The organism is Cryobacterium flavum (assembly GCF_900103805.1).
GTDB lineage: Bacteria > Actinomycetota > Actinomycetes > Actinomycetales > Microbacteriaceae > Cryobacterium > Cryobacterium flavum.
The window spans coordinates 39497-62891 of record NZ_FNIB01000012.1; the positions used below are offsets into that span (position 1 = coordinate 39497).

General features: G+C 65.1%; 21 protein-coding genes. 11 read left to right on the forward strand and 10 right to left on the reverse strand.

Translation table 11 applies throughout. The features are described from left to right. Nucleotides 1-31 precede the first annotated feature (31 nt). Complete coding sequence (locus BLS91_RS15505; RefSeq protein WP_092341666.1) at nucleotides 32-3955, reverse strand: DNA-directed RNA polymerase subunit beta'; 3924 nt, start codon at nucleotides 3953-3955, stop codon at nucleotides 32-34. A 55-nt stretch (nucleotides 3956-4010) separates the two neighbouring features. Continuing rightward, entirely contained in the window at nucleotides 4011-7502 is a 3492-nt protein-coding gene (gene rpoB, locus BLS91_RS15510) for a DNA-directed RNA polymerase subunit beta (RefSeq protein WP_092341667.1), read from the reverse strand. A 285-nt stretch (nucleotides 7503-7787) separates the two neighbouring features. Here rpoB and BLS91_RS15515 point away from each other — a divergent pair, with 285 nt between their 5' ends. Further along, complete coding sequence (locus BLS91_RS15515; protein WP_092341668.1) at nucleotides 7788-8675, forward strand: spermidine synthase; 888 nt, start codon at nucleotides 7788-7790, stop codon at nucleotides 8673-8675. 223 nt (nucleotides 8676-8898) lie between these two features. On the opposite strand, the gene BLS91_RS20755 is transcribed toward BLS91_RS15515, so the two are convergent. Next, nucleotides 8899-9237 (reverse strand): hypothetical protein, encoded by a 339-nt coding sequence (locus tag BLS91_RS20755; RefSeq protein ID WP_233206061.1) that lies wholly within the window; start codon nucleotides 9235-9237, stop codon nucleotides 8899-8901. Between BLS91_RS20755 and BLS91_RS20760 the strand changes: the two genes are divergently transcribed. The 3 genes from BLS91_RS20760 (at nucleotide 9232) to BLS91_RS15530 (ending at nucleotide 11293) form a co-directional block, all read left to right on the forward strand. Further along, nucleotides 9232-9444 carry a hypothetical protein gene (locus tag BLS91_RS20760; protein WP_241983198.1) on the forward strand — a complete coding sequence of 71 codons (213 nt, stop codon included), beginning with the start codon at nucleotides 9232-9234 and terminating at the stop codon, nucleotides 9442-9444. The two genes, BLS91_RS20755 and BLS91_RS20760, sit on opposite strands and share 6 nt — an antisense overlap. A gap of 191 nt (nucleotides 9445-9635) precedes the next feature. After that, complete coding sequence (locus BLS91_RS15525; protein ID WP_092341670.1) at nucleotides 9636-10799, forward strand: PQQ-dependent sugar dehydrogenase; 1164 nt, start codon at nucleotides 9636-9638, stop codon at nucleotides 10797-10799. Next, entirely contained in the window at nucleotides 10799-11293 is a 495-nt protein-coding gene (locus BLS91_RS15530) for a SprT-like domain-containing protein (RefSeq protein WP_092341671.1), read from the forward strand. The genes BLS91_RS15525 and BLS91_RS15530 overlap by 1 nt, the downstream gene beginning before the upstream one ends. 17 nt (nucleotides 11294-11310) lie before the next feature. Here BLS91_RS15530 and BLS91_RS15535 read toward each other — a convergent pair whose 3' ends face one another. Both BLS91_RS15535 and BLS91_RS15540 read right to left on the reverse strand, forming a co-directional pair. Further along, nucleotides 11311-12570 (reverse strand): coiled-coil domain-containing protein, encoded by a 1260-nt coding sequence (locus BLS91_RS15535; RefSeq protein WP_092341672.1) that lies wholly within the window; start codon nucleotides 12568-12570, stop codon nucleotides 11311-11313. A 37-nt stretch (nucleotides 12571-12607) separates the two neighbouring features. Next, complete coding sequence (locus BLS91_RS15540; RefSeq protein ID WP_092341673.1) at nucleotides 12608-13048, reverse strand: EVE domain-containing protein; 441 nt, start codon at nucleotides 13046-13048, stop codon at nucleotides 12608-12610. 44 nt (nucleotides 13049-13092) lie between these two features. Here BLS91_RS15540 and BLS91_RS15545 point away from each other — a divergent pair, with 44 nt between their 5' ends. The 5 genes from BLS91_RS15545 to BLS91_RS15565 all read left to right on the forward strand — a co-directional run bounded on the left by BLS91_RS15545 (nucleotide 13093) and on the right by BLS91_RS15565 (nucleotide 18019). Beyond that, entirely contained in the window at nucleotides 13093-13653 is a 561-nt protein-coding gene (locus BLS91_RS15545; RefSeq protein ID WP_174775010.1) for a hypothetical protein, read from the forward strand. Nucleotides 13654-13699: 46 nt separating this feature from the next. Then, a complete protein-coding gene (locus BLS91_RS15550; RefSeq protein WP_092341674.1) occupies nucleotides 13700-14338 on the forward strand; it encodes a DUF1684 domain-containing protein in 639 nt (212 codons plus the stop codon). A 382-nt stretch (nucleotides 14339-14720) separates the two neighbouring features. After that, a complete protein-coding gene (locus BLS91_RS15555; protein ID WP_092341675.1) occupies nucleotides 14721-16331 on the forward strand; it encodes a DEAD/DEAH box helicase in 1611 nt (536 codons plus the stop codon). A 106-nt stretch (nucleotides 16332-16437) separates the two neighbouring features. Next, complete coding sequence (locus BLS91_RS15560) at nucleotides 16438-16929, forward strand: GNAT family N-acetyltransferase (protein ID WP_092341676.1); 492 nt, start codon at nucleotides 16438-16440, stop codon at nucleotides 16927-16929. Between the two features lie 100 nt (nucleotides 16930-17029). Beyond that, a complete protein-coding gene (locus BLS91_RS15565; RefSeq protein WP_092341677.1) occupies nucleotides 17030-18019 on the forward strand; it encodes a nucleoside hydrolase in 990 nt (329 codons plus the stop codon). Between the two features lie 36 nt (nucleotides 18020-18055). On the opposite strand, the gene BLS91_RS15570 is transcribed toward BLS91_RS15565, so the two are convergent. Next, nucleotides 18056-18640: an NUDIX hydrolase family protein gene (locus tag BLS91_RS15570; protein WP_092341678.1), complete on the reverse strand. Its 585-nt coding sequence runs from the start codon at nucleotides 18638-18640 to the stop codon at nucleotides 18056-18058. Nucleotides 18641-18757: 117 nt separating this feature from the next. Between BLS91_RS15570 and BLS91_RS15575 the strand changes: the two genes are divergently transcribed. After that, entirely contained in the window at nucleotides 18758-19432 is a 675-nt protein-coding gene (locus BLS91_RS15575; protein WP_092341679.1) for an alpha/beta hydrolase, read from the forward strand. A 46-nt stretch (nucleotides 19433-19478) separates the two neighbouring features. On the opposite strand, the gene BLS91_RS15580 is transcribed toward BLS91_RS15575, so the two are convergent. Next, nucleotides 19479-19919, reverse strand: coding sequence for a DUF5997 family protein (locus BLS91_RS15580; protein ID WP_092341680.1), 441 nt, complete (start codon nucleotides 19917-19919; stop codon nucleotides 19479-19481). A gap of 82 nt (nucleotides 19920-20001) precedes the next feature. Between BLS91_RS15580 and BLS91_RS15585 the strand changes: the two genes are divergently transcribed. Continuing rightward, nucleotides 20002-20844, forward strand: a complete 843-nt coding sequence (locus BLS91_RS15585; protein ID WP_158252743.1) for a LysR family substrate-binding domain-containing protein — start codon at nucleotides 20002-20004, stop codon at nucleotides 20842-20844. A gap of 5 nt (nucleotides 20845-20849) precedes the next feature. Here the strand turns inward: BLS91_RS15585 and BLS91_RS15590 are convergent, their stop codons facing one another. Genes BLS91_RS15590 through BLS91_RS15600 form a run of 3 tightly spaced genes read right to left on the reverse strand, consistent with a single transcriptional unit; the run spans nucleotide 20850 to nucleotide 23275 of the window. After that, nucleotides 20850-21242, reverse strand: coding sequence for a VOC family protein (locus BLS91_RS15590; RefSeq protein WP_092341682.1), 393 nt, complete (start codon nucleotides 21240-21242; stop codon nucleotides 20850-20852). Nucleotides 21243-21272: 30 nt separating this feature from the next. Then, nucleotides 21273-22172, reverse strand: coding sequence for an ABC transporter permease (locus BLS91_RS15595; protein ID WP_369831284.1), 900 nt, complete (start codon nucleotides 22170-22172; stop codon nucleotides 21273-21275). Further along, a complete protein-coding gene (locus BLS91_RS15600) occupies nucleotides 22169-23275 on the reverse strand; it encodes an ATP-binding cassette domain-containing protein (protein WP_092341683.1) in 1107 nt (368 codons plus the stop codon). The genes BLS91_RS15595 and BLS91_RS15600 overlap by 4 nt, the downstream gene beginning before the upstream one ends. Nucleotides 23276-23395: the final 120 nt, after the last annotated feature.

Sequence of the window (23395 nt, forward strand, 5' to 3'; positions counted from 1 at the left end):
GAAGCAGGGGCCATCCGTTTAGAACTGCGGGTTAGTTATACGTACCCGGCGCCAGGTCGTCCGACGAGAAGCTGTCGAAGTCGACGAAGCTCAGGTCACCCTCATTGAACGTTGCATCTTCGGTGAAGATGCGGTTCGGGTAACGCTCAGCCTTGGCTTCTTCCGTGGCCTCGACGGTGACGTCGCGGTAGCGGGGAAGGCCGGTGCCAGCGGGGATCAACTTACCGATGATGACGTTCTCCTTGAGGCCCATCAGCGGGTCGCTCTTGCCTTCCATGGCCGCCTGGGTCAGAACCCGGGTGGTCTCCTGGAAGGAAGCGGCCGACAGCCAGGACTCGGTCGCCAGCGATGCCTTGGTGATACCCATGACTTCTTGGCGAGCGGATGCCGTCTTCTTGCCCTCGGTGAGCGCGGTGCGGTTGAGGTCGTTGTACTTCAACCGGTCAACGAGCTCGCCCGGAAGCAGTCCGGTGTCACCGTGTTCGACGACGGTCACCTTGCGAAGCATCTGACGAACGATGACCTCGATGTGCTTGTCGTGAATCGGTACACCCTGCGAACGGTAGACCTCCTGCACACCGGAGACGAGGTGCTTCTGCACCGCGCGAACGCCCTTGACGCGAAGAACTTCCTTCGGGTCGACGGCGCCGATGATGATCTGCTGCCCCAGCTCAACGTGCTGGCCATCCTCAACGAGGAGGGTTGAACGCTTGAGCACCGGGTAGGCGATAGCTTCGTCGCCACTGTCGGGGGTCAGGATGACCTTGCGGCCCTTGTCCGAATCCTCGATCGTGATGCGTCCGGCAGAGTCGACGATGGGCGATGCACCCTTGGGGGTACGCGCCTCGAACAGCTCCTGAACACGCGGCAGACCCTGGGTGATGTCGTCAGCGGATGCCGACCCACCCGTGTGGAAAGTACGCATGGTCAGCTGGGTGCCGGGCTCACCGATGGACTGTGCGGCAATGATACCGACGGCCTCACCGATGTCGACGAGCTGGCCGGTAGCGAGCGACCGGCCGTAGCAGACCGCACACACACCGACAGCCGACTCACAGGTCAGTACCGAGCGCACCTTGATGGTTTCGACACCACCGATAATGAGCTTCGCGATGAGCACGTCTCCGACGTCGTCTCCGGCGTCGGCGATGACCTCACCGGCAGCGTTGACCGCGGCTGCGGCCAGGCTGCGGGCGTAGACCGCGTTCTCGACGTTGAAGTCGACCAGGAGGCCGCCGTCTTCGCCCCGCAGGAGCGCACCGGTCGTGGCGTCTGTTCCGGCGATGGGCAGTTCAAGGCCCTTCGTCGTTCCGCAGTCGTCTTCGCGGATGATGACATCCTGCGAGACGTCCACCAGACGACGGGTGAGGTAACCCGAGTCAGCGGTACGCAGAGCAGTGTCGGCCAGACCCTTACGAGCACCGTGAGTAGCAATGAAGTACTCGGCGACGGACAGGCCTTCGCGGTAGCTCGAGATGATCGGGCGAGGGATGATCTCACCCTTCGGGTTGTTCACGAGGCCTCGCATGCCGGCGATGTTTCGCACCTGCAGCCAGTTACCACGAGCACCCGAGGTGACCATGCGGTTGATCGTGTTGTCGGCCGGGAAGTTCGCCTGCATCGCTGCGGCGACGTCTTCCGTGGCACGAGTCCAGATCTGGATGAGCTCCTGGCGACGCTCGAGGTCGGTCGTGAGACCCTTCTCGAACTGTGCCTGAACCTTGGCGGCCTGCTTCTCGTAGCCGGCAACGATCTGCGGCTTGTTCGGCGGGGTGAGGATGTCGCTGAGCGCAACGGTTACACCGGAACGGGTTGCCCAGTAGAAACCGGCATCCTTGATCCGGTCGAGGGTTGCAGCAACCTCCACCTTGACGTACCGCTCCGCGAGGTCGTTGACGATGGTCGACATGGTGACCTTGTTGGCAACGTCTTCGAAGTACGGGTAGTCGGCCGGGAGCGCCTCGTTGAAGATGGCGCGACCGAGGCTCGTGGTGACGAGAACGGTTCCGACGGCCTGGCCGTTGACCAGCTCGACGCCTTCGGGCTGCGTGCCCTCGGTGAAGTACTTGTCGGTCAAGCGGATGCGCACCTTGGCGTTCAGGTCGAGCGACTTCTGGTCGAACGCGAGAATGGCCTCGGACACGGTGGAGAATGCGCGGCCTTCTCCGACCACACCTTCCTTCATCGTGGTGAGGTGGTGCAGACCGATGATCATGTCCTGGGTGGGCAGGGTCACCGGGCGGCCGTCAGACGGCTTGAGGATATTGTTCGAGGCGAGCATCAGGATGCGTGCCTCGGCCTGGGCCTCAACCGAGAGCGGAAGGTGGACGGCCATCTGGTCACCGTCGAAGTCGGCGTTGAACGCCGCGCAGACGAGCGGGTGCAGCTGGATTGCCTTACCTTCAACGAGCTGAGGCTCGAAGGCCTGGATGCCGAGGCGGTGCAGGGTGGGTGCACGGTTGAGCATGACCGGGCGCTCGCGGATGATTTCCTCGAGCACGTCCCAAACCTGCGGACGTGAGCGTTCGACCATCCGCTTGGCAGCCTTGATGTTCTGAGCGTGGCTCAGGTCGATCAGACGCTTGATCACGAACGGCTTGAACAGCTCGAGTGCCATCTGCTTGGGCAGACCACACTGGTGCAGCTTGAGCTGCGGGCCGACCACGATGACCGAACGGCCAGAGTAGTCCACGCGCTTGCCGAGCAGGTTCTGACGGAAACGACCCTGCTTTCCCTTGAGCATGTCGCTCAGGGACTTGAGGGCACGGTTACCGGTACCGGTGACCGGGCGACCACGACGACCGTTGTCGAACAGTGCGTCGACGGCCTCCTGCAGCATCCGCTTCTCGTTGTTCACGATGATCTCGGGAGCACCGAGGTCAAGCAGACGACGCAGGCGGTTGTTGCGGTTGATCACACGACGGTAGAGGTCGTTGAGGTCGCTGGTGGCGAAACGCCCACCGTCGAGCTGCACCATCGGGCGCAGTTCCGGCGGGAGCACGGGTACGACGTCGAGCACCATTCCGGCCGGCGAGTTGCCGGTCATGATGAAGGCGTTGACCACGCGCAGACGCTTGATGGCACGGATCTTCTTCTGACCCTTGCCCTCAGCGATCTGCAGGTGCAGGTTTTCGCTCTCGGTGACCAGGTCGAAAGCCTCAAGGCGCTTCTTGATGGCTTCGGCGCCCATGTAGGCCTCGAAGTACATTCCGAAACGGTCCTGGAGCTCGTGGAAGACGGAGTCTTCCGGCTTCAGGTCGCCGACCTTGAGGGTGCGGAAGTCCTCCCACACGCGCTCGAGGTGCGCGATCTGCTCGTCCAGGGACTTGCGAACCTGGCCCATTTCCTTCTCGGCGGCGTCCTTCGTGCGCTTCTTCTGGTCGCTCTTGGCGCCTTCGGCCTCCAGTGCTGCGAGGTCGGTTTCAAGGCGCTGCAGGCGATCGGCGATGCGCGAGTCGCGGCTGGACTCGATGGTCTTGAGTTCGAGGCGAAGCTCGTTCTCGAGGCCAGGCATGTCCTGGTGGCGACCGTCTTCGTCCACCGTGATGACCATGTACGCGGCGAAGTAGATGACCTTTTCGAGGTCCTTCGGAGCCATGTCCAGCAGGTAGCCGAGACGCGAGGGCACACCCTTGAAGTACCAGATGTGCGTGACCGGAGCAGCGAGCTCGATGTGGCCCATGCGCTCACGGCGCACCGATGACTTCGTGACCTCTACACCGCAACGCTCGCAGACGATGCCTTTGAAGCGAACACGCTTGTACTTGCCACAAGAGCATTCCCAGTCCCGTGAGGGTCCGAAGATCTGCTCGCCGAACAGGCCGTCTTTTTCCGGCTTGAGCGTGCGGTAGTTGATGGTTTCGGGCTTCTTGACCTCACCGTGCGACCAACGACGGATGTCGTCTGCGGTAGCCAGGCCAATACGAAGCTCGTCAAATGTTGTTACGTCGAGCAATTTCTCTCCTTGGAAAGTTTTCGAAGATTGCGGGGCGGGCCCTGCCTTGACAAGCTCAGATGTCGTCGATGGACGACGACTCAAACCGGGTGGAAATGTTGATGCCGAGTTCTTCCGCAGCGCGGAACACCTCGTCATCCGTGTCGCGCAGGCTGACTGCGGTGCCATCGGCCGAAAGTACTTCGACGTTCAGGCAGAGCGACTGCATTTCCTTGATAAGAACCTTGAAGCTCTCGGGAATGCCGGGTTCCTGGATGTTCTCACCCTTGACGATGGCTTCGTACACCTTGACGCGGCCGAGGATATCGTCGCTCTTGATGGTCAGGAGTTCCTGCAGGGCGTAAGCGGCTCCGTATGCTTCGAGCGCCCACACCTCCATCTCACCGAAACGCTGTCCACCGAACTGCGCCTTACCACCCAGCGGCTGCTGCGTGATCATGGAGTACGGACCCGTCGACCGTGCGTGGATCTTGTCGTCGACGAGGTGGTGGAGCTTCAGGATGTACATGTATCCAACGGACACCGGCATCGGGAACGGCTCGCCGGAGCGGCCGTCGAAGAGCTGAGTCTTGCCCGAGGAACCGATGAGGCGTTCGCCGTCGCGAGTCAGGGTCGTGGAGTCCAGAAGACCCTCGATCTCGATCTCGAGCGCGCCGTCGAATACCGGGGTAGCGACCTTCGTGCCGGGGGCGGCGCTGAAGGCGTGCTCCGGAAGACGAGCAGCCCACTTCGGCTTGCCCTCGACGTTCCAGCCCTGCTTCGCAATCCAGCCGAGGTGGGTTTCCAGCACCTGACCGAAGTTCATACGACCGGGGATACCGAGCGGGTTGAGGATGATGTCAACCGGGGTTCCGTCGGCGAGGAACGGCATGTCCTCGATCGGCAGAATGCGGGAGATGACACCCTTGTTGCCGTGACGGCCGGCGAGCTTGTCACCCTCGGTGATCTTGCGCTTCTGGGCGATGAACACGACCACGCGCTGGTTGACGCCCGAGCCGAGCTCGTCGTCGCCGTCCTGCGAGTCGAACACCTTGACACCGATGATGGTACCGCGCTCACCGTGGGGAACCTTCAGCGAGGTGTCGCGAACTTCGCGGCTCTTCTCGTTGAAGATGGCGCGCAGCAAGCGCTCCTCGGCGGAAAGCTCGGTCTCGCCCTTGGGCGTGACCTTGCCGACGAGGATGTCGCCGGGGCGAACCTCGGCTCCGATGCGAATGATGCCACGCTCGTCGAGGTCGGCGAGGAAGTCCGGAGACACGTTGGGAAGGTCGCGGGTGATCTCTTCCTTACCCAACTTGGTGTCGCGGGCATCCACTTCGTACTCTTCGATGTGAATCGAGGAGAGGGTGTCGTCTTTCACCAGGTTCTGGCTCAGGATGATCGCGTCCTCGAAGTTGTAACCTTCCCACGGCATGAATGCCACGAGCAGGTTCTTTCCGAGGGCGAGCTCTCCCTGGTCGGTGGCGGGTCCGTCGGCGATGACCTCGCCGGCTTCGATGCGCTCACCGGCGTTGACGATCACGCGGTGGTTGAAGCTCGTGCCCTGGTTGGAGCGCGAGAACTTGCGCAGGTAGTAGTCCTGCGTGCCGCCCTCATCGAGCTGGATGGTAACAACGTCAGCCGACACCTCGGAGACCACACCGGGCTTCAGCGCGGTGAGCACGTCACCGGCGTCGATGGCCGTGTAGACCTCCATGCCGGTTCCGACGAGCGGGCTGTCGCTGAGAAGCAGCGGCACCGCCTGACGCTGCATGTTGGCACCCATGAGCGCGCGGTTTGCATCGTCGTGCTCCAGGAACGGGATGAGGCTCGTCGCGACCGACACCATCTGGCGCGGCGAGACATCCATGTAGCCGATATCTTCAGCGGGAACGAGGTCGACCTCGCCACCCTTCTTACGAGCGAGCACGCGGGCCTCGGCGAAGTGCGAGTCCTTAGTGAGCGGCGCGTTGGCCTGGGCGACGATGAAGTCGTCTTCCTCACTCGCGGTGAGGTAGTCGATCGTCTCGGTGACCTTGTTGCCCTGCACACGACGGTACGGCGTCTCGATGAAACCGAACGCATTAATCTGCGCGAACGAGGCGAGCGAACCGATCAGGCCGATGTTCGGGCCCTCAGGGGTCTCAATGGGGCACATGCGGCCGTAGTGCGAGGGGTGAACGTCTCGCACCTCGACGCCAGCGCGGTCACGGGACAAACCACCAGGGCCCAGCGCGGACAGGCGACGCTTGTGCGTGAGGCCTGCGAGCGGGTTGTTCTGGTCCATGAACTGCGACAGCTGCGACGTACCAAAGAACTCCTTGATCGCGGCGACGACGGGGCGCACGTTGATCAGAGTCTGCGGGGTGATCGCTTCGATGTCCTGCGTGGTCATGCGCTCGCGAACGACGCGCTCCATGCGGGACAGTCCGGTGCGAACCTGGTTCTGGATGAGCTCGCCAACGGCACGAATACGGCGGTTACCGAAATGGTCGATATCGTCGATGTCGATGTTGATGTCGGTCATCTTGCCGTCGCGCAGACCCGGAAGGGTGGTCTGGTTGTCGTGCAGGGCGACGAGGTACTTGATGGTGGCCAGGATGTCCGCCAGCGTCAGTACAGAGTCACTCAGCGGCGCTTCGAGGCCGAGCTTGCGGTTGATCTTGTAACGACCAACCTTGGCCAGGTCGTAGCGCTTGGAGTTGAAGAAGAAGTTGTCGAGGAGCGCACGCGCAGCCTCGGCGGCAACCTGCTCGCCGGGACGAAGCTTGCGGTAGATGTCCTTGAGGGCTTCTTCCTTGGTAAGGATGTTGTCCTTCTCGAGGGTGAGCTCGATGGACGCGTAGCCCTTGAACTCCTCAAGGATCTGCTCGCTGGTGAGGCCGAGGGCCTTCAGGAACACGGTCACGGACTGCTTGCGCTTGCGGTCGATGCGCACGCCAACCTGGTCGCGCTTGTCGATCTCGAATTCAAGCCAGGCACCACGGCTCGGGATGACACGGGCGGAGTAGATGTCCTTGTCAGACGTCTTCTCCTGCTCGCGGTTGAAGTACACGCCCGGGGAGCGCACCAGCTGCGACACGACGACACGCTCGGTGCCGTTGATCACGAAGGTGCCCTTGGGGGTCATCAACGGGAAGTCACCCATGAACACGGTCTGAGTCTTGATCTCACCGGTGAGGTGGTTCATGAACTCGGCGTTCACATAGAGGGGTGCTGAATAGGTCTTACCCTTTTCCTTGCACTCGTCAATGGTGTACTTCTCCGGCTCGAGCTCCGGGTTGGTGAAGGACAGCTGCATCGTTTCGCCGAGGTCCTCGATGGGAGAGATCTCCTCGAAGATCTCATCGAGCCCGGTGCGATTCGGCAGGTCCTGGCGTCCGGCCTTCTGGGCCTCGGCGACGCGAGCCTTCCAGATGTCGTTGCCGACGAGCCAGTCGAAGCTCTCGGTCTGCAAAGCGAGCAGATCCGGAACGTTCAAGTGGTCGCTGATCTTTGCGAACGACAGACGCTCGTGGGAGCGGCCGTTCTTGGGTGAGTTGGTGGTTGCGTTGCGCGCAGCAGCCAAGGAAATAACCTCCGTGGACCCCGTCAGGTCTAGTTACTGTTATTGGTGATGACTCCGCAGACCCTCGAAAGAGGTGTGCCTCAAGGTGGCTTGAACACGCAAAGCCGACCGCAATATGAAGGCATAGTTTGTCTGGGAGCGCAAGGGCTAACTATATGCCTTCCTGACTGATGTGTCCACCTCATTGTTGCGATCGAGCAGATTCTCAGGTATAACCCACTCTTCCCCGTCGCTCGAAAGCGGATGTTGCCGGTACCGCACACACAGAGGGCGCAGACTGGGGGGATGAGTACTGGGCGCAAGGGCGAAGTGGCGACGGACGGGTATCCCTCTGTCGTATTGAAGTTGAGCGGACACACGGCGGTGATCGAACCGGACCGGTTCACCCCCGGCAGCTTTCAACTCGTGGTCGACGGAACTCCGCAGTCGCACGTGAACATCGACCACCCCGACGAGCTCTTCTTCGAGTACATCCAGCGCATCGGGCATGTCATCGATCTGCTCGGGGAGCCGCACGAGCCGATCACCGCCGTGCACCTCGGAGCCGGCGCCCTCACCCTGCCCCGCTATGTCGAGGCGACCCGACCGGGCTCGCGCCAGCAGGTGGTGGAGATCGAGAGCGATTTGATCGATCTCGTGCGCGAGGTTCTTCCTTGGGACAAGCGCGCCCAGCTGCGGGTGCGCCACGGCGACGCCCGCGAGGTGCTCGGCAAGCTGCCGGCCGGGCTGAACGGCGCGGTCGACCTCGTCGTGGTCGACATCTTCTCGGGCGCGCGCACCCCCAAGCACGTGACCAGCCGTGAGTTCTTCGCGCTCGCCGCCCCGCTGCTGTCGCCGCGCGGCGTGCTCGCAGTCAACGTAGCGGATGGCCCCGGCCTCGCGTTCGCGCGTGGCCAGGCCGCCACCCTCTCCGCGGTGTTCCCGCACGTGATCGGATTCGCCGAGACCCAGGTGCTCAAGGGCCGCCGTTTTGGCAACATCGTGTTCGTGGCGGCGCACACGCCGATCGACCTCAACTGGATTCCGCGGCTGCTCGCTAACGGGCCGCACCCGGCGAAGGTGATCGAGGGCGCCGAGCTGAAGGCGTTCATGGCCGGTTCGCTCGTGGCGACCGATGAGACCTCGACGCAGTCGCCGCTGCCCGGCCGCACGGTCTTCCAGATCGGGCACTAGCCGAGCATCCGTTCCGAACTGCGGAGATTCTGCACAATTCGGGTCACCGCACCCCTTGGTTTGACAAATCAGCCCAGATCTCCGCAGTTGTGAACGTTGCCCTAGATAACTCCCCCGATGCGACCCCCACCGGCGCGACACCGCCCCGGCTTCGGCCGGTTTCTCACCGGCGGCGGTACTCTGGGCACACCCGTTCTTTCCCCTGCGGCCGCGGCCGCCCTCGTCAATACAGGAACACACCCTGAGCTTCATCATCGGTTACGATCCCATCACCCTGCGCGAAAAAGTCGACCTGCTGGCCGCTGGCGAGCGACTCGTCGAACTCGGCAATCTGCGCAGCCTGGCCGCCCTCAACGAAAAGGTCGCCCTGCTGCGGCTGGTCGGGCGGCTCGATGAGGCCTGGGAGATCGCGAATGAGGCGCTGCGGCAGTCCCGCTTTACCGGCAACCGGGAGCAGGCGGTGGCCAGTCGCATCCGTCGTGCGCAGGTTTTGCAATTTCAGGGCAAGCTCGATGAGGCCGCGAGCGAGCTGACGCACTGCATACTCGACTCCGAGGTGCACGAGTGGACCCGCCTCGCCGCCTATGCCCGGCAGCACCGCGGCAAGGTGTACTTCGACCAGGGCAACCTCGAGGTCGCGTTGGCTGACTTCACCGCGGCCGTGTTTCTTCGGGAGAAGGACGGCGCCGACGCCGACGAACTCGACAGCTCGCTGCTCGCCGTGGCCGTCGTTGAATCGCACATTGCGGCCCGCGGGTCCGCGGCCTGACCACCTTCCACTTTGGCTGCCGCGCAAAACTCCTGCAATTCGCAGCGGGCGCTCGATACAGGTCCGAAAATACGCGGCGCCCGATGCGCTCAGCCAGAAATTGCAGGAGTTGTGCTGCCCGTCGGCCGGAGACAGTGGCCCCCGAGCGAGTTCTACGGCATGCTGTGTTCACCACGAAGGCGAGGTGAACGGTGACTTTTGGGCGAGCGGCGGCCGTCGCATCTGCAACCCTGCTGGTTCTCGTGCTGGCCGCCTGCAGCGCGGACGCGCCGAGCGCTACTCCGTCGACCTCGACACCAGCCGGGCCCGCACCGACCGCGACGGACGCCGGCCCGCTCGCGCCGGTGCATCCGCTCGGCGAACCGGTCGTCATCGCCTCGGAACTCGAGGCGCCCTGGTCGATTCTGCGGCTGCCAGACGGCGCCACGCTGATCAGCGAACGCGACACGACCCGGGTGCGGGAGCTGCTGACCGACGGCAGCCTGCGTGAGGCGGGAAAAGTGTCGGCCGCGCAGCCGAACGGTGAAGGCGGCCTGCTCGGCCTGGCCTTTCTGGCCGACGAAGCAGCCCCCGGCGGAGACGGCTGGGTGTACGCCTATTTCTCCACGGCCAACGACAACCGCATCGAGCGGATGCCGCTGGCCGGCTCCCCCGGCAGCCACACCCTGGGGGCGCCCACCGTCATTCTGAGCGGTATCCCCCGGGCCGGCAACCACAACGGAGGGCGCATCGCGTTCGGCCCGGACGGCCTGCTCTATGCGACCGCTGGCGACGCGGGAGACACCGTCAACGCCCAAAACCTTGATGCCCTCGGTGGCAAGATCCTGCGCATGACCGCGACCGGGCAGGTACCCGACGACAACCCGTTCGGCACGCTGGTGTACTCGTTCGGGCATCGGAATCCGCAGGGTTTGGCGTGGGATTCGCACGGACAGCTCTGGGCGAGTGAGTTCGGCCAGAACACCTGGGACGAGCTCAACCGCATCGTTCCCGGTGGCAACTACGGCTGGCCGCTGGTCGAAGGCCAGGCCGGCAACTCGGCGTACATCGACCCGGAGCAGCAGTGGTCGACCGACCAGGCCAGCCCGAGCGGCATCACCATCGTGAACGACACCATCTTCATGGCGAGCCTGCGCGGAGAACGGCTGTGGAGCATCCCGATCACGACGGACTCCTCCACAGCCACCCCCACCGAGTGGTTTGCGCACAGTTTCGGTCGATTGCGCGACGTGGTGCCCGGGCCTGCTGGCACACTGTGGTTTGTGAGTAATAACACGGATGGCCGGGGCTCGCCGGCGGCCGGTGACGACCGGCTCTACCAAGTCGAGTTGCGCCAAGTTCAGGTTGGTCCTTAATGGCCGACCTCGCTCAGGTGCGCCGCTGGGCTGACGCACTCATCGTGTTGCACCTCGACCCCAGCTGGACTTTCGGCTTCGACAACGCGAAGAAGCGGGCGGGCCTCTGCAATTTCAGCAAGAAGCACATCACCGTGTCGCGCTACCTCGCCTCGCGCTACGTCGACGACGACGTCTACCAAATTCTGCTGCACGAGCTCGCGCATGCCCTGGCCGGCCCGCGCGCCGGACACGGCCCGCGGTGGAAGAAGATGGCACACGACCTCGGCTACGACGGCAAGCGCACCCACGACGGTGAGATCGCCAATGAGCTCGCGCCGTGGGTGGGCACCTGCCCCGCCGGGCACACCCACTTTCGGTACCGGCAGCCCACCCGGCCCCTGGCCTGCGGGCTCTGCGCCCGCCGGTTCGACCAAGCGCACGCCATCACCTGGCTCAGGCGGGAGATCACACCGGCGATCCGGCGCCGGGCCGCGGCATCCGCTGGGCCCTAGTGCGTCACCGGCCGGGTTCAGTGCGTGTCGTAGCGGGCGAGGGCGTCGGCATCCGTTGCGAGGGTCATCGCCCGGCGCGCGGTGTCGAGCGCGGTCACCGGGTCACTTTCGGCCACGGCGAGCGCCAGCTGCCGCTCGGCCTCGGCCAGGCGCGTGCGGGCTGCAGCTTGCACCCGTCCGCGGTGCGCGGCCACGAAGTCGCGAGTGACGGTGATCTGGCTGCGCGCGGTGAGCAGCGCCCCGGCCAGGGCGGTGCGCGCGTTGTCGAGGCGCAGCTGGCGGTTGCGCGCCTCCGAGCGGATGCTGTCCAGCCCGTTCATCGCGGCCTCGAGGGTCACCAGATCCGCGGCCGGGTCGCTCGGCCGCCCGGGCTCGCGGAGAGACGCCTGCACGGAGGCGGCGTCGGCGATGACCTGGTTAAGCGACGCGCTCGTGTCGGACTCTTCGTGGCCATCGCGCAGGGCACGGGCTTCGGCGAGTTCCGTACCGGCAGCATCCAGCGCCTTCTGCAGGTTTGCGAAGCCGCGGTGGAGCTGGTCTTCGCCGGTTTCGATCGCGTCGAGCAGCTGCGTCGCCTGGAACAGGGCGTGCTCGGCTGCCTGCAGCTGCTCGCCGACCGGCTCAGTAGCTGCCAGGCGCGCCGCCGCCGCATCGGCGCTCGCCCGCGCAGCGTCTAGAGCCGTGCGGGCCCGGTCGACGTTGCCGCTGATCGGCGCGAGCGCGGCGGCCGAATAGCTGAGGCCGAGCCTCGTGAGGGTGCTCGCTCCGCCCGCAACGCGGTCGGACACCCGGCCCTGTCGACGGCGCAGTTCGTCGATCTGCTGCGGCGCATTGCGCTCCACACCACGTTTGGCCGTGAAATCGCGGGCCTGGTTGGTCAGCCGACCGGTCGCTTCGTCGGCGAGCTGCACGATCTGGTGGTTCCAGCGGTTGCGCTCGAGAGCGCTGTCCGGCACCGCGTCATCGAGTTTCTGCTGCAGCGCGAAGGCATCGCTGAGCTGTCGCCTCGAGGTCGCGAGCGCGGTGGCGAACTCCCGCGTTGCCGATTCCCCGAACTGCGCGATCGCGAAGCTGAGTTCGTCGGTGGCGTCCTGCACCACGTCGTCGGCGCGCACCAGGCTGCTCGACGCGTTGCGTTCCAGCTCGGTGGCCACTGCTCTCACCTGCCAGAGCCTGGCCCGGGTGCGCCGCCGCGAGGCGCCCACCAGCGCCCAGACTCCGGCCACAACGAGGCCGATAACGATGACCGAGGGTACCCACCAGAGATCGCCATTCATGGGCTTGAGTCTAATAAGGGATTACTGACCAAACGCCCTACCGGTCGTCGGCGGAGGGCCGGCGCATCTGCTGCCGAATCATCTCGAAGTCGTGCCGCGAGATCTCCAGCACGCCGGCTCGCAGCTGAAAACCCCAGCTGAGGTTGTCGCGGGTCAGTTGCAACACGGGCAACAGCGGGCGGATGCTGGTGGGCCAGGCATCCAGGTCGTAGTCCGCCCGGCGTCGCCACGGACGAAATTCGTTACCCGGGTCGCCGACCTGGTACGCGTAGGCATCCGCTATGCGACCGATCGCGGTGAATTCCTTGAGCGGTTCGCCCTCGATCGCGGTCTTCGGCGAGTAGTAGACGATACCGTCAGCCTCGCCCATCTGCGCGATCATGTCGCCGGCACCACGGTTGGCGCGGGCAATTCCCAAATCAACACCGCGCAGCACATGCTCGCGATGCACAACGCCCAGCCAGAACCGAATTGCCACCTGTCTAGTTGTACTGCATGCCGTCGTCAGACCAAACTAGAACCATGCGCGTACTGCTGAAAGAGATCCTCGACTGCACACCGGATGCCGCCTGGCACGCCATTCACAGCCCCGCCGTGTTTCGGGAGGTGAGCAGCCCGTTCATGGCGGTCGAGTCCCTCGAAGCCGACGGTTTTCCCACCCGCTGGGAGCCCGGCGAACACCCCGCCGTGTTCACCGCGCTCGGCCTCGTACCGATGGGCACCCAGGTCATTCGACTCGCTGACTCCACGCACCGACCCGACGGAGTGCGCATTCTGCGCGACACCGGCCGCGGGGTATCCGGTGCGCTCAGCGCGGTCACGCTGTGGGACCACCGCATGGCCATCGCGCCCGACCCGGCCGGCACCGGAAAAACGCTCTACCGCGACCAGCTCATCTTTCGCGGGCGGCCTGCCACGCTCGCGCTCTGGCCCACCTTCTGGGCGTTCTGGCAGTGGCGCCTGCTGCGGCTCAAGCGCCTCGCCCCCACCTGGCAGCACGACCTCGGCATCGACGACCCGAACTTCGTGCCGCCGGCGCAGTCAGCGGACTCCACCGGCACCGCCGAAACCGCCCGCGACTAGCGGATGCCTGCTGTGCGCCGCGCCCGGCGGCGGTAGCGTAGCCCGTATGAGTTCTTCCCTCGGAGCCTTGCAGATCGCCGACTGGCGCCGTCGCGTGACCGGACTGTATGCCGGGGTGCGGCAACTGAGCGCGAGCAGCCCGAAGAGCGGGCACGATCTGTGGCGTTCCGGGCGCGACGAACTGTTCGCCGGGCATCCGTCGTCGCCGCTACTGCCGGATGACCGCTCGGCATTCACCGGGCTTCCGATTGCCGCCTACGACCCGGACTGGCGGTTCGAGGTCGAGGTTCACCGCGCCGAGCAGCCGTATCGCATGCAGGTGGAGACCGGAACCGACGGCACCGTGCCGTTCGATCTGGTCGGAACCGTGCGGCTGCCGTACCTCGGCTCGCTCGACGTGTGGCGGCTCGCCAGCTACGGCGGCGGACTTTTCCTGCCGCTGAAAGACGCCCTGGCCGGCAAAAACGACGGAACCTACGGCGGCGGGCGCTACCTGCTCGACACCATGAAGGGCGCTGATCTCGGCCCGGGTGTTGGCGACGACACCCTCATTCTCGATTTCAACTTCGCCTACAATCCCTCCTGCGCGTACGACCCGATGTGGGCCTGCCCGTTGCCGCAGGTCGGCAACATCATCGACACCCCGGTGCCCGTCGGCGAGCTCTACCACGGCGACCACTCCTAGCTATCCGGGTGCCCGCTCATAACTGCGGAGAATTCACCGATTCGCGCGCCTCCGGGTGCGATATTGTCCGAATTTTCCGAAAAGCTCCGCAGTTCGGTCCAGCACCCCGGATACGAGGGTAAAAACGGGTGGGCACGGAGCCGATTTGACAGCATCCGCTAGAGTGGGAGTACTTGCGAGTGCGTAGTTGTGCTCGCTGCGTCGTAGAACGCCCTCTTCTCTATCCGGCGGCCCACCAAGCTGACCTGATTTTTCGAATGAAACATTCTTACGGCGAACGGATGTGCCCTTCGGCACCTTCGCCATGTGAATCCTCCTGGTTCGATTATCGCTGCGCGGTAAACAAACGGGCGAGGAGACTGATGCCCCGAAAGGCACCACTTTGTCTACAGCTTTATCTACAACTTTCAGTACGCTCGGCGTGCCGGCTCCCCTGGTCAAGGTTCTCTCTTCACAGGGAATCGACACCGCTTTCCCCATTCAGGTCGACACCCTTCCTGACACTTTGAACGGCCGCGACGTACTCGGCCGCGGCAAGACCGGCTCGGGCAAGACCCTGGCCTTCTCTATCCCGATGGTCTCTCGCCTCGGTGGCAACCTCGCCGGCGGCAAGCGTCGCCCCGGTCGCCCGCTCGGCCTGATTCTCGCGCCGACTCGCGAGCTCGCCACGCAGATCACCAACGCCATCACCCCGCTCGCCGAGGCCTACGGCCTCAACACCACCACCATCTTCGGCGGCGTCTCGCAGGGCCGTCAGGTCACCGCGCTCAAGGCCGGCGTCGACATCGTCGTCGCCTGCCCCGGCCGCCTCGAAGACCTCATGAAGCAGGGTTTCGTGAACCTCGATTCCGTCGAGATCACCGTGCTCGACGAGGCCGACCACATGGCCGACCTCGGCTTTCTTCCGGTCGTCACCCGCATCCTCGACAAGACCCCCGGCAACGGCCAGCGCATGCTGTTCTCCGCCACGTTGGACAACGGCGTGGACAAGATCGTCAAGCGCTTTCTGCACGACCCGGTGATGCACTCGGTCGACGAGGCCAACAGCCACGTCTCGGCCATGACCCACCACGTGTTCGAGGTCTCCGGCGTTGACGCGAAGAAGGAGCTCGTGCAGAAGCTCGCGAGCGGCTCCGGCCGTCGCATCCTCTTCATGCGCACCAAGCACCAGGCCAAGAAGCTCGCCAAGAGCCTCACCGACGCTGGCATCCCCTCCGTCGACCTGCACGGAAACCTCTCGCAGGTTGCTCGTGACCGTAACCTCGCCGCCTTCAGTGCCGGCACGGTCAAGGTTCTCGTCGCCACGGATGTCGCCGCTCGCGGCGTGCACGTCGACGACATCGAACTCGTGATTCACGTTGACCCGCCGGCCGAGCACAAGGCGTACCTGCACCGTTCGGGCCGTACCGCCCGGGCCGGCAGCACCGGTGACGTCGTCACCGTCGTACTGCCGGAGCAAAAGCGCGACACTGACGCGCTTCTGCGCAAGGCCGCCATCAAGGTGACCCCGCAGCGCGTCGATGCCGCCTCCCCCGCCGTCGACGCCCTCGTCGGCGATGTCGCCGCCTACGTCAAGCCGGCGCCCCGAGTCGAAGCGCCGCAGCAACAGCGCCAGTCGCAGGGTGGCCGTTCACAGGGCGGTCGCTCGCAGGGTGGCCGTTCACAGGGCGGTCGCTCAGAAGGCGGTCGCTCGCAGGGTGGCCGTTCAGAAGGCGGTCGCGATGCCGGCGCCAGCCGCTCCGGCGGAGGCCGCGACGGCGCTCGCACTGACCGCAACGACGGCGGCCGCAGCCGCGACTCGGCTCCCGCCGGTGGAGCTCGTCGTGAGCGCACCGGTCGTCCGGCCGGCGCTGCCACCAGCGCGCCCCGCTCCGGTTCGGCCGCCGGCCGCTCCGGCGGAGCCCGCGTCGGCAGCCTCCAGGTCGGCGGACTCGTTCGCGGACCCGGCTCGGGTGGAGCCGGCCGTTCTGCTCCCCGCCGCTCGCAGGGCTAAACCGCCGCAGCATCCGCCTACTAAAACGGGTCGGTCTCCTCGGAGGCCGGCCCGTTTTGCGTGCCCCGCGTCACGGGGCACCCGCAAACACGGTTAGTGTCGAATCATGAACACCACAGTTGTCGTTCGACCCGTTGAAGAAGCGGATGCCGAAAGCCTGGGCCGCGTACACGCCGCCTGCTGGCATGAAACGTACGATCACCTGCTCAGCCAGGCCGCCCTATCACAGCTGCGGCCCCAGCGCCTCGCGGCCCTCTGGCGCCGTTTCACAACTCAGGGCGCGGAATACCGTCAAAAAGTCGTCCTTGTCGATGGCGAGATCGTCGGATTCGCCGGCAGCGGACCGACGCGCGACGGTGACCGTCCCACCCCGCACGAGTTATTTTTCATGTACCTGCTGGAGGCGAACCACGGCTCGGGTGTCGGCCAGCAACTGTTCGATTCCGTGGTCGACCCCGGTGCCTCGTCGCTGTGGGTCGCCGCCGACAACCCCCGGGCGCACGCCTTCTACGCCCGCAACGGCTACGTCGCGGACGGCCTCGAGCGTAATGAGGAGGTGCTCGGCGAAAAGCTGCACGAGGTGCGTCTGGTTCGCTAGGTCCCGCTCACAAGTGCAAAGTTCGCCGTACAGCGCTCGAATGCAGCCCAAAAGCCCCCAACGGGGGTTTTGGGCATATTCAAAGCAATAGGGTGAGCGGATGAGTCCTTCCGCAGCCCCCGAGGCGATCCCTGTCATCCTCGATGTTGATACCGGGGTCGATGACGCCCTGGCCATTCTGTTTGCCCTCGCGCACCCGGGCATCAACGTGCTCGGCATCAGCTGCGTGGCCGGCAACGCCTCCCTCGAGCGCGTCGTCGAAAACACCCTGCGTATTCTCGACGTAGCGGAGGCCCCATACATTCCGGTCGCGGCCGGAGCCCGCCGCCCCTTGCTCGAACCAGCCCGATCGGCCGCGCATGTCCACGGCGAAAGCGGCCTCGGCACGCTGCAGCTTCCGCCGACCGACCGCCAGCCGGAGACGATCAGTTCGATCGAGCTCATGCACAGACTGATCCAGGCCAGCCCGCACCCGGTCACCCTGGTTGGGCTGGCGCCGCAGACCAACCTTGCACTGCTGTTGCGGCAGTACCCCGACGTCGTGAACAACATCGAGCGCATCGTGTTCATGGGCGGATCCACCACGGTCGGCAACGCCACCGCCGTCGCCGAATTCAACGTCTGGCACGACCCGGAAGCCGCGGCCATCGTGCTCGACTCCGGCGTGCCCACGTTCATGTACGGTCTCGACGTGTTCAACCAGGTGTCGATCCCGGAGTATGTCGCCGGTGCCCTCGTGCAGAGCGACTCCAACCTCGCCCAGGTCGTCGGTCGACTACTCGGCAACCGGATCGCGCTCGGGTCGGGCCGCAACGCCGAATACACGGGCCTCATTGGTGACGCCGGAGCCCTCTGTGCCCTCGTCGATCCCTGCGCCCTCACCATCGAGATGTTGCCGCTGCGGGTGCAGCTCGCCGGCTACGGGCGCGGACAGACGCTGGTCGACAAGCGCATCCACCCGGGAGAAGACATCGTGCACGGGCTGGCGACCGCGTGGGAGGCCGCCGAGGTAGCCCTCGACGTCGACGTCGACCGCTACGTACGCCTGTTCCTCAACACGCTCGGCCTCGGATCGGCGCTGGAGCAGTAACCAAGCGGATGCCGCGCGCGGCATCCGCTCAGCGGGTCAGTACAGCTGACCCACGGAGGCCAGGGCCGCGCGCAGCAGGGTGCCGCGACCGCCTTCCATCTCGGCGGAGACCCCCGGCGAGGCGGCCTCGGCCGGCGTCATCCAGGTGATTTCGAGCGCGTCCTGGCGGGGGTCGCAGGTGCCGGTTACGGGAACGACGTAGGCCAGCGAGACGGCGTGCTGGCGGTCATCCGTGTAGGCGGTGATGCCCGGCATCGGAAAGTATTCGGCGACCGTGAACGGCACAGGGCTGGCCGGCAGCTGCGGAAAGGCCATCGGACCGAGGTCTTTTTCGAGGTGGCGGAACAGCGCGTCGCGTAGGGTCTCGCCGTAGAGCACGCGGCCGGAGACCAGGGTGCGCGTCATCTCGCCGGTAGGACGAGCGCGTAATAAAACGCCGACCTCGACGACCTGACCGAGGCCATCGACCCGCACGGGCACGGCCTCGATGTAGAGAATTGGGAGCCGGCGGCGAATCTCGGCGAGTTCGACGTCTTTCAGCCAGCCCGGATTCGTATTCGGGGCTCCCGCGGGGGGCTTCGGCGTCCAGTCCGGGTCTGGGTCAGGGGTTCGCACGCTCATAGTGCCATTCTGTCCTACGCCGGCCTCGGCCGTGCACTCGAGCCGTTACGCGATGTGGAGAACCGGCGCGGCAATGGAAGTATGGGAGGACACGGCGCCGCGAACCCGGGAGGACCCATGACCACCAGCACCCCCATCGACAACTCGGCCGTACTCTGGTCGGCGACCAGCGCCGACCAGGCTGACCGCCCGTTGTTGATCATCATGCACGGCTACGGCTCGCACGAGGGCGACCTGTTCTCGCTGGCCCCGCACCTGCCGCTCGAACCGGTGATTGCCGCCCTGCGCGCGCCGCTGCCAGCGCCGCTCCCGGTCACCGACGGCTGGGCCTGGTTTCCGATCAGCGAACCGGGCAGCCCAGACCCGACCACCGTCACCGCCGCGGTCAACGCCGTGCTCGACTGGCTCGACGCCCTGCCGCAACAACCGCCATCGATCGGCCTGCTCGGATTCTCGCAGGGCGGAGCGATGGCGCTCGAACTATTGCGTGCCGCGCCCGACCGGTTCAGTTTCGCGGTGAACCTCTCTGGATTCATCGCGACCGGCCCGCAAATCAGCGACGCCGAGCTGGCCGAACAGCCGCTTCCGGTGTTCTGGGGGCGCGGTACCGCCGACGGCGTGATTCCGCCCAGCGCGATCGAACGCACCCAGGCCTGGTTGCCCGACCACAGCACCCTCACCGAGCGCATCTACGAGGGACTTCCCCACTCGATCTCGCAGGCCGAACTCGGCGACGTGGTGAATTTTCTGCGCACCCAGTACGCCTCAGTCGCGGCCGAGCCGACCGCCTAAACACACGAAAAGCGGATGCCGGTCACCGGCATCCGCTTTCAGCGGGTCAGGAGCGGTCGCGCTTGGCCTGCTCCTGCGAAGCCTGACGCTCGACGTGCGCCTTCTTAGCGGCGCGCTGGGCGTCGCGGTCTTTCACGGCGATCTGGTCGGCGCGCACGCCGGCCTGGGTGGAACGTTCCAACACGAGCCAGGCCGGCGGCTGCTGCAGCAGGGCGGCGATCTCAGCGGTGGTCAGCGGGTCGATGATGTCACTGCGGGCCAAGCCGGAGATCGAGACGCCGAGCTTGGCGGCGACGACCTGGCGTGGGTGCGGGCCGTTGGCGCGCAGCAGGGTGAGCCATTCCGGCGGGTTAGCCATGAGGTCGGCCAGCTCGGTGCGGCTGACGAATTCGGTCTGGAACTCGGCCGGTGCCGCGCCCGGCAGAATCCCGAGTTTCTGGGCCGCCGTGGCGGGCTTCATTGTCTGGGGCTTCTTCTCGGAACTCATTGTTCAAGCGTATAGCCTGAGAGGGCCCTCGTTTGGGCAAATCGACCTCTGCTGCCCTCAACTACTACGAGAAAGGATGCCGGTGAGCTTTTCCATCGCCTTCGTCGCCGGTGTCACCCCCACCAAATGGACCCGCATCTGGAATGACCGCCGCCCCGACGTTCCCCTCTCCGCGTTTCGCACGGAGCCCGCGGAGCAGATCGCGGTGCTGCACGACGGCCGGGCCGACGTCAGTCTGGTACGCCTTCCGATCGACGACACCAACCTCAGCGTCATCAACCTGTACAACGAGATTCCGGTCGTTGTCGCGTCGAAGGACCACGAAACCCTGCAGGCCGAGACCGTGCTCCTGGCCGACCTGGCGGGTGAACACCTGCTTCAGAACCCGGACGACGTGCCTGAATGGCGCGATATCGCCGACGAGATTCGGGACGGCACCCGCCGCGCCCTGCCGCCCATGCGTGATCTCGACGAGACGATGGAGCAGGTTGCCGCCGGCGTCGGCATCATCATCGTTCCGCACTCGATCGCCCGACTGTACGGTCGCAAAGACGTGGTCTCCCGCCCGGTGACGGGGGTCGCCGACACCCAGATCGCCCTGGCCTGGATCACCCGCGAGACCAGCGACGACATCGAAGAGTTCATCGGCATCGTGCGCGGGCGCTCCAGGCAGAGCTCGCGAACGGATGCCGGTGCCGCCGCCGCGGCATCCGCTGACACCGAAGAGGCACCGGTGCATAGCGATGGCCGCCCGGGAAAACCGCCGCGCAAACCCAAGAAGACCGACAAAGCCAAGGCCGCGGCCAAAGCCATCCGAGTTGCGGCAGCCAAGGCCAAGCCGGCCGTGCGCAAAAGAACCGAGAGCTCACCCGGCCGCACCCGCCCGACCAAGAATCCCAACAAGGGCAAGGGCCGCGGGCACTAGAAGAACTAGGGGTTTTTCAGCACCGACAGAATGTTGCCGGACGGGTCGGTGAACCATGCGATGTCCGGCCCTTGTCCGCCGCCGGCGGCAATTCCCTTGTCATTCTGCTCAAAGCCGTCGTAGCGCAGAAAATCTACGCCGCGTTCGGTGAGTTCGTCGACCGTGGCATCAAGATCGGTCACCGCGAAATTCAGGATCGTATAGGTCGCCGGCACGAAGTCCGGCTTGGGGTAGACGATGACGGTGGCTCCGCCTGGCAGAGCTATACGCAGCATGCCCATCTCCCCGACGGAGACTTCGAGGCCGAGGGTTTCGGCATAGAAGGTGTGCGCGGCGTCGAGGTCGGAGACCGCGAAACCACTGAATCCGGCGACGATACCGACGGCGTGTTCGGTCATGAGGTGACTCCTTTGTCGATGAAAGGTCAGTCAGCGGGAGCTGATCGACGCGAACTTGCGAATGCATAGTGGCACGAACACGAGCAACATCACGGTGATGCCGATAAGAACGGTGAGAATCGGGTTCTGCATGGTCCAGATATCAGGCACCGGCGCGGTTCCGAGGTTGCCGAAGAGCTGGCGCACCGCCTGCACGAGTGAGGACACCGGGTTCCACTCGGCGAAGAGGCGCAGAGGGGTGGGCAGGGTTTCGCTCGGTACGAACGCGTTCGAGACGAAGGTCAGCGGAAACAGAATGAGAAACGACGCATTGTTGATGACTTCGGGGCTCTTCACGCTCATGCCGAGCAGCGCCATCACCCAGCTGAAGGCGTAGCCGAACAGAAGCAGCAGGCCCACTCCGGCCAGAACCTCCAGCGGCGAGGTGTTCACCCGCCAGCCGACGGCCAGTCCGGTTGCCATCATGATCACCATGGAGATGGTGTTGAGCACGAGGTCGCCGTTGGTTCGACCGATCAGCACAGCGGATGCGTTCATCGGCAGGCTCCGAAACCGGTCGATGATGCCCTCTTTCAGGTCGAGCGCCATGGCAGCTCCCGAGAACGTGGCACCGAACACGACGGTCTGGGCAAAGATGCCCGCCATCAGGAATTGCGTATAGTCGCTGCCCGCCACGGCGATGGCGCCGCCATAGACCTGACTGAACAGCAGCACGAACATGATCGGTTGGATCACGGCGAATACCAGCATGTCGGGCGACCGCTTGATCTTGATCAGGTTGCGCTTGGTGACGGTCCAGCCGTCGGAGTACCAGAGCGACAGCGGATTCCACGTCGGTAGCGGCGGCAGGGTGGCCACGCGGGATTCACCCGGGGCGAGGCCGGTCGCCATCGGCGACTCTACCGGAACCGAAGCGTGCCTGGCGCTCATTTCACTTCCGCCAGGTCTGCCGTGTCGGCGTTCGCCCCGCGCGACTGGTCCCGTTTGGCCTGCGCCCGTTTCGAGAGTTTCGGCCCGTCCGAGTCGTCATCGCTCGCTGTGAGATCGGCTTTGTGCCCGGTGAGCTTGAGGAAAACGTCGTCGAGCGTGGGACGGCGCATTCCGGCATCGTGCAGGGTGATCTCAGCGGCACGCAAATCGGCGAGCATACTCTGCAGGGCGGTAGGCCCATCGGTGACGGCAACGTCGACCCCTCGACCGTCGGCGGAGACCGTAGGATCACCCGAGCCGTACCGGGCCAGGATGTCCTGCGCAGCGGCGCTGTCGGCGGCGTCGACCAGGGCAACCACCACACGGTGTCCACCGATCTGGGCCTTGAGCTGATCAGAAGTGCCCTCGGCGATCACTCGGCCGTCGTCGATGACGACGATGTCATCGGCGAGCTGGTCGGCCTCTTCGAGGTATTGCGTGGTCAGCAGCACCGTCGTTCCGTCGGCGACGAGACGCTTGATGACATCCCACAGGGCGATTCGGCTGCGCGGGTCGAGCCCGGTGGTCGGTTCATCGAGAAAGAGCACTTTGGGATTGATGACAAGCGCTCCGGCGAGGTCAATGCGACGACGCATGCCTCCGGAGAACCCCTTGACCGGCCGGTTACCGGCGGCAGTGAGCTCGAACAGGTCGATGAGCTCCTGCGCCCGTTTGCGGGCAGCCGCGCCGCCCAGGTGGTACAGCCGACCGACCATCTCCAGGTTCTCGAATCCGGTGAGGTTCTCGTCGACGGCGGCATACTGGCCGGAGACCCCGATGATGCGGCGCACCGATTTGGGGTGGCGCACGACGTCGATTCCGTCGATGACGGCGGTGCCGGCATCCGGTCGAATCAGTGTCGTGAGCATCTTCACGACGGTGGTTTTTCCGGCACCGTTGGGACCGAGGAGGGCCTTGACCGTGCCACGCGGCACCTGCAGGTCGAGCCCGGCGAGCGCGTGCACCGGACCACTCTTGGATTGGTAGGTCTTGGTCAGGCCCTGGGCCTCAATGATCACGTGGAATCCTTGCCGTATCGGGGGTGCAATCAGGTTCGATGCCATGCTAGTAATCCCCTCCGACATCGACAACCGCCCGCCCAATCTTGGTCGGGGCCCAGGCCCCGTCCCCGGGCGAATCTCGAACCCACTTCCCCATAAGAGGTTCGGCGATGCATTGTTTTG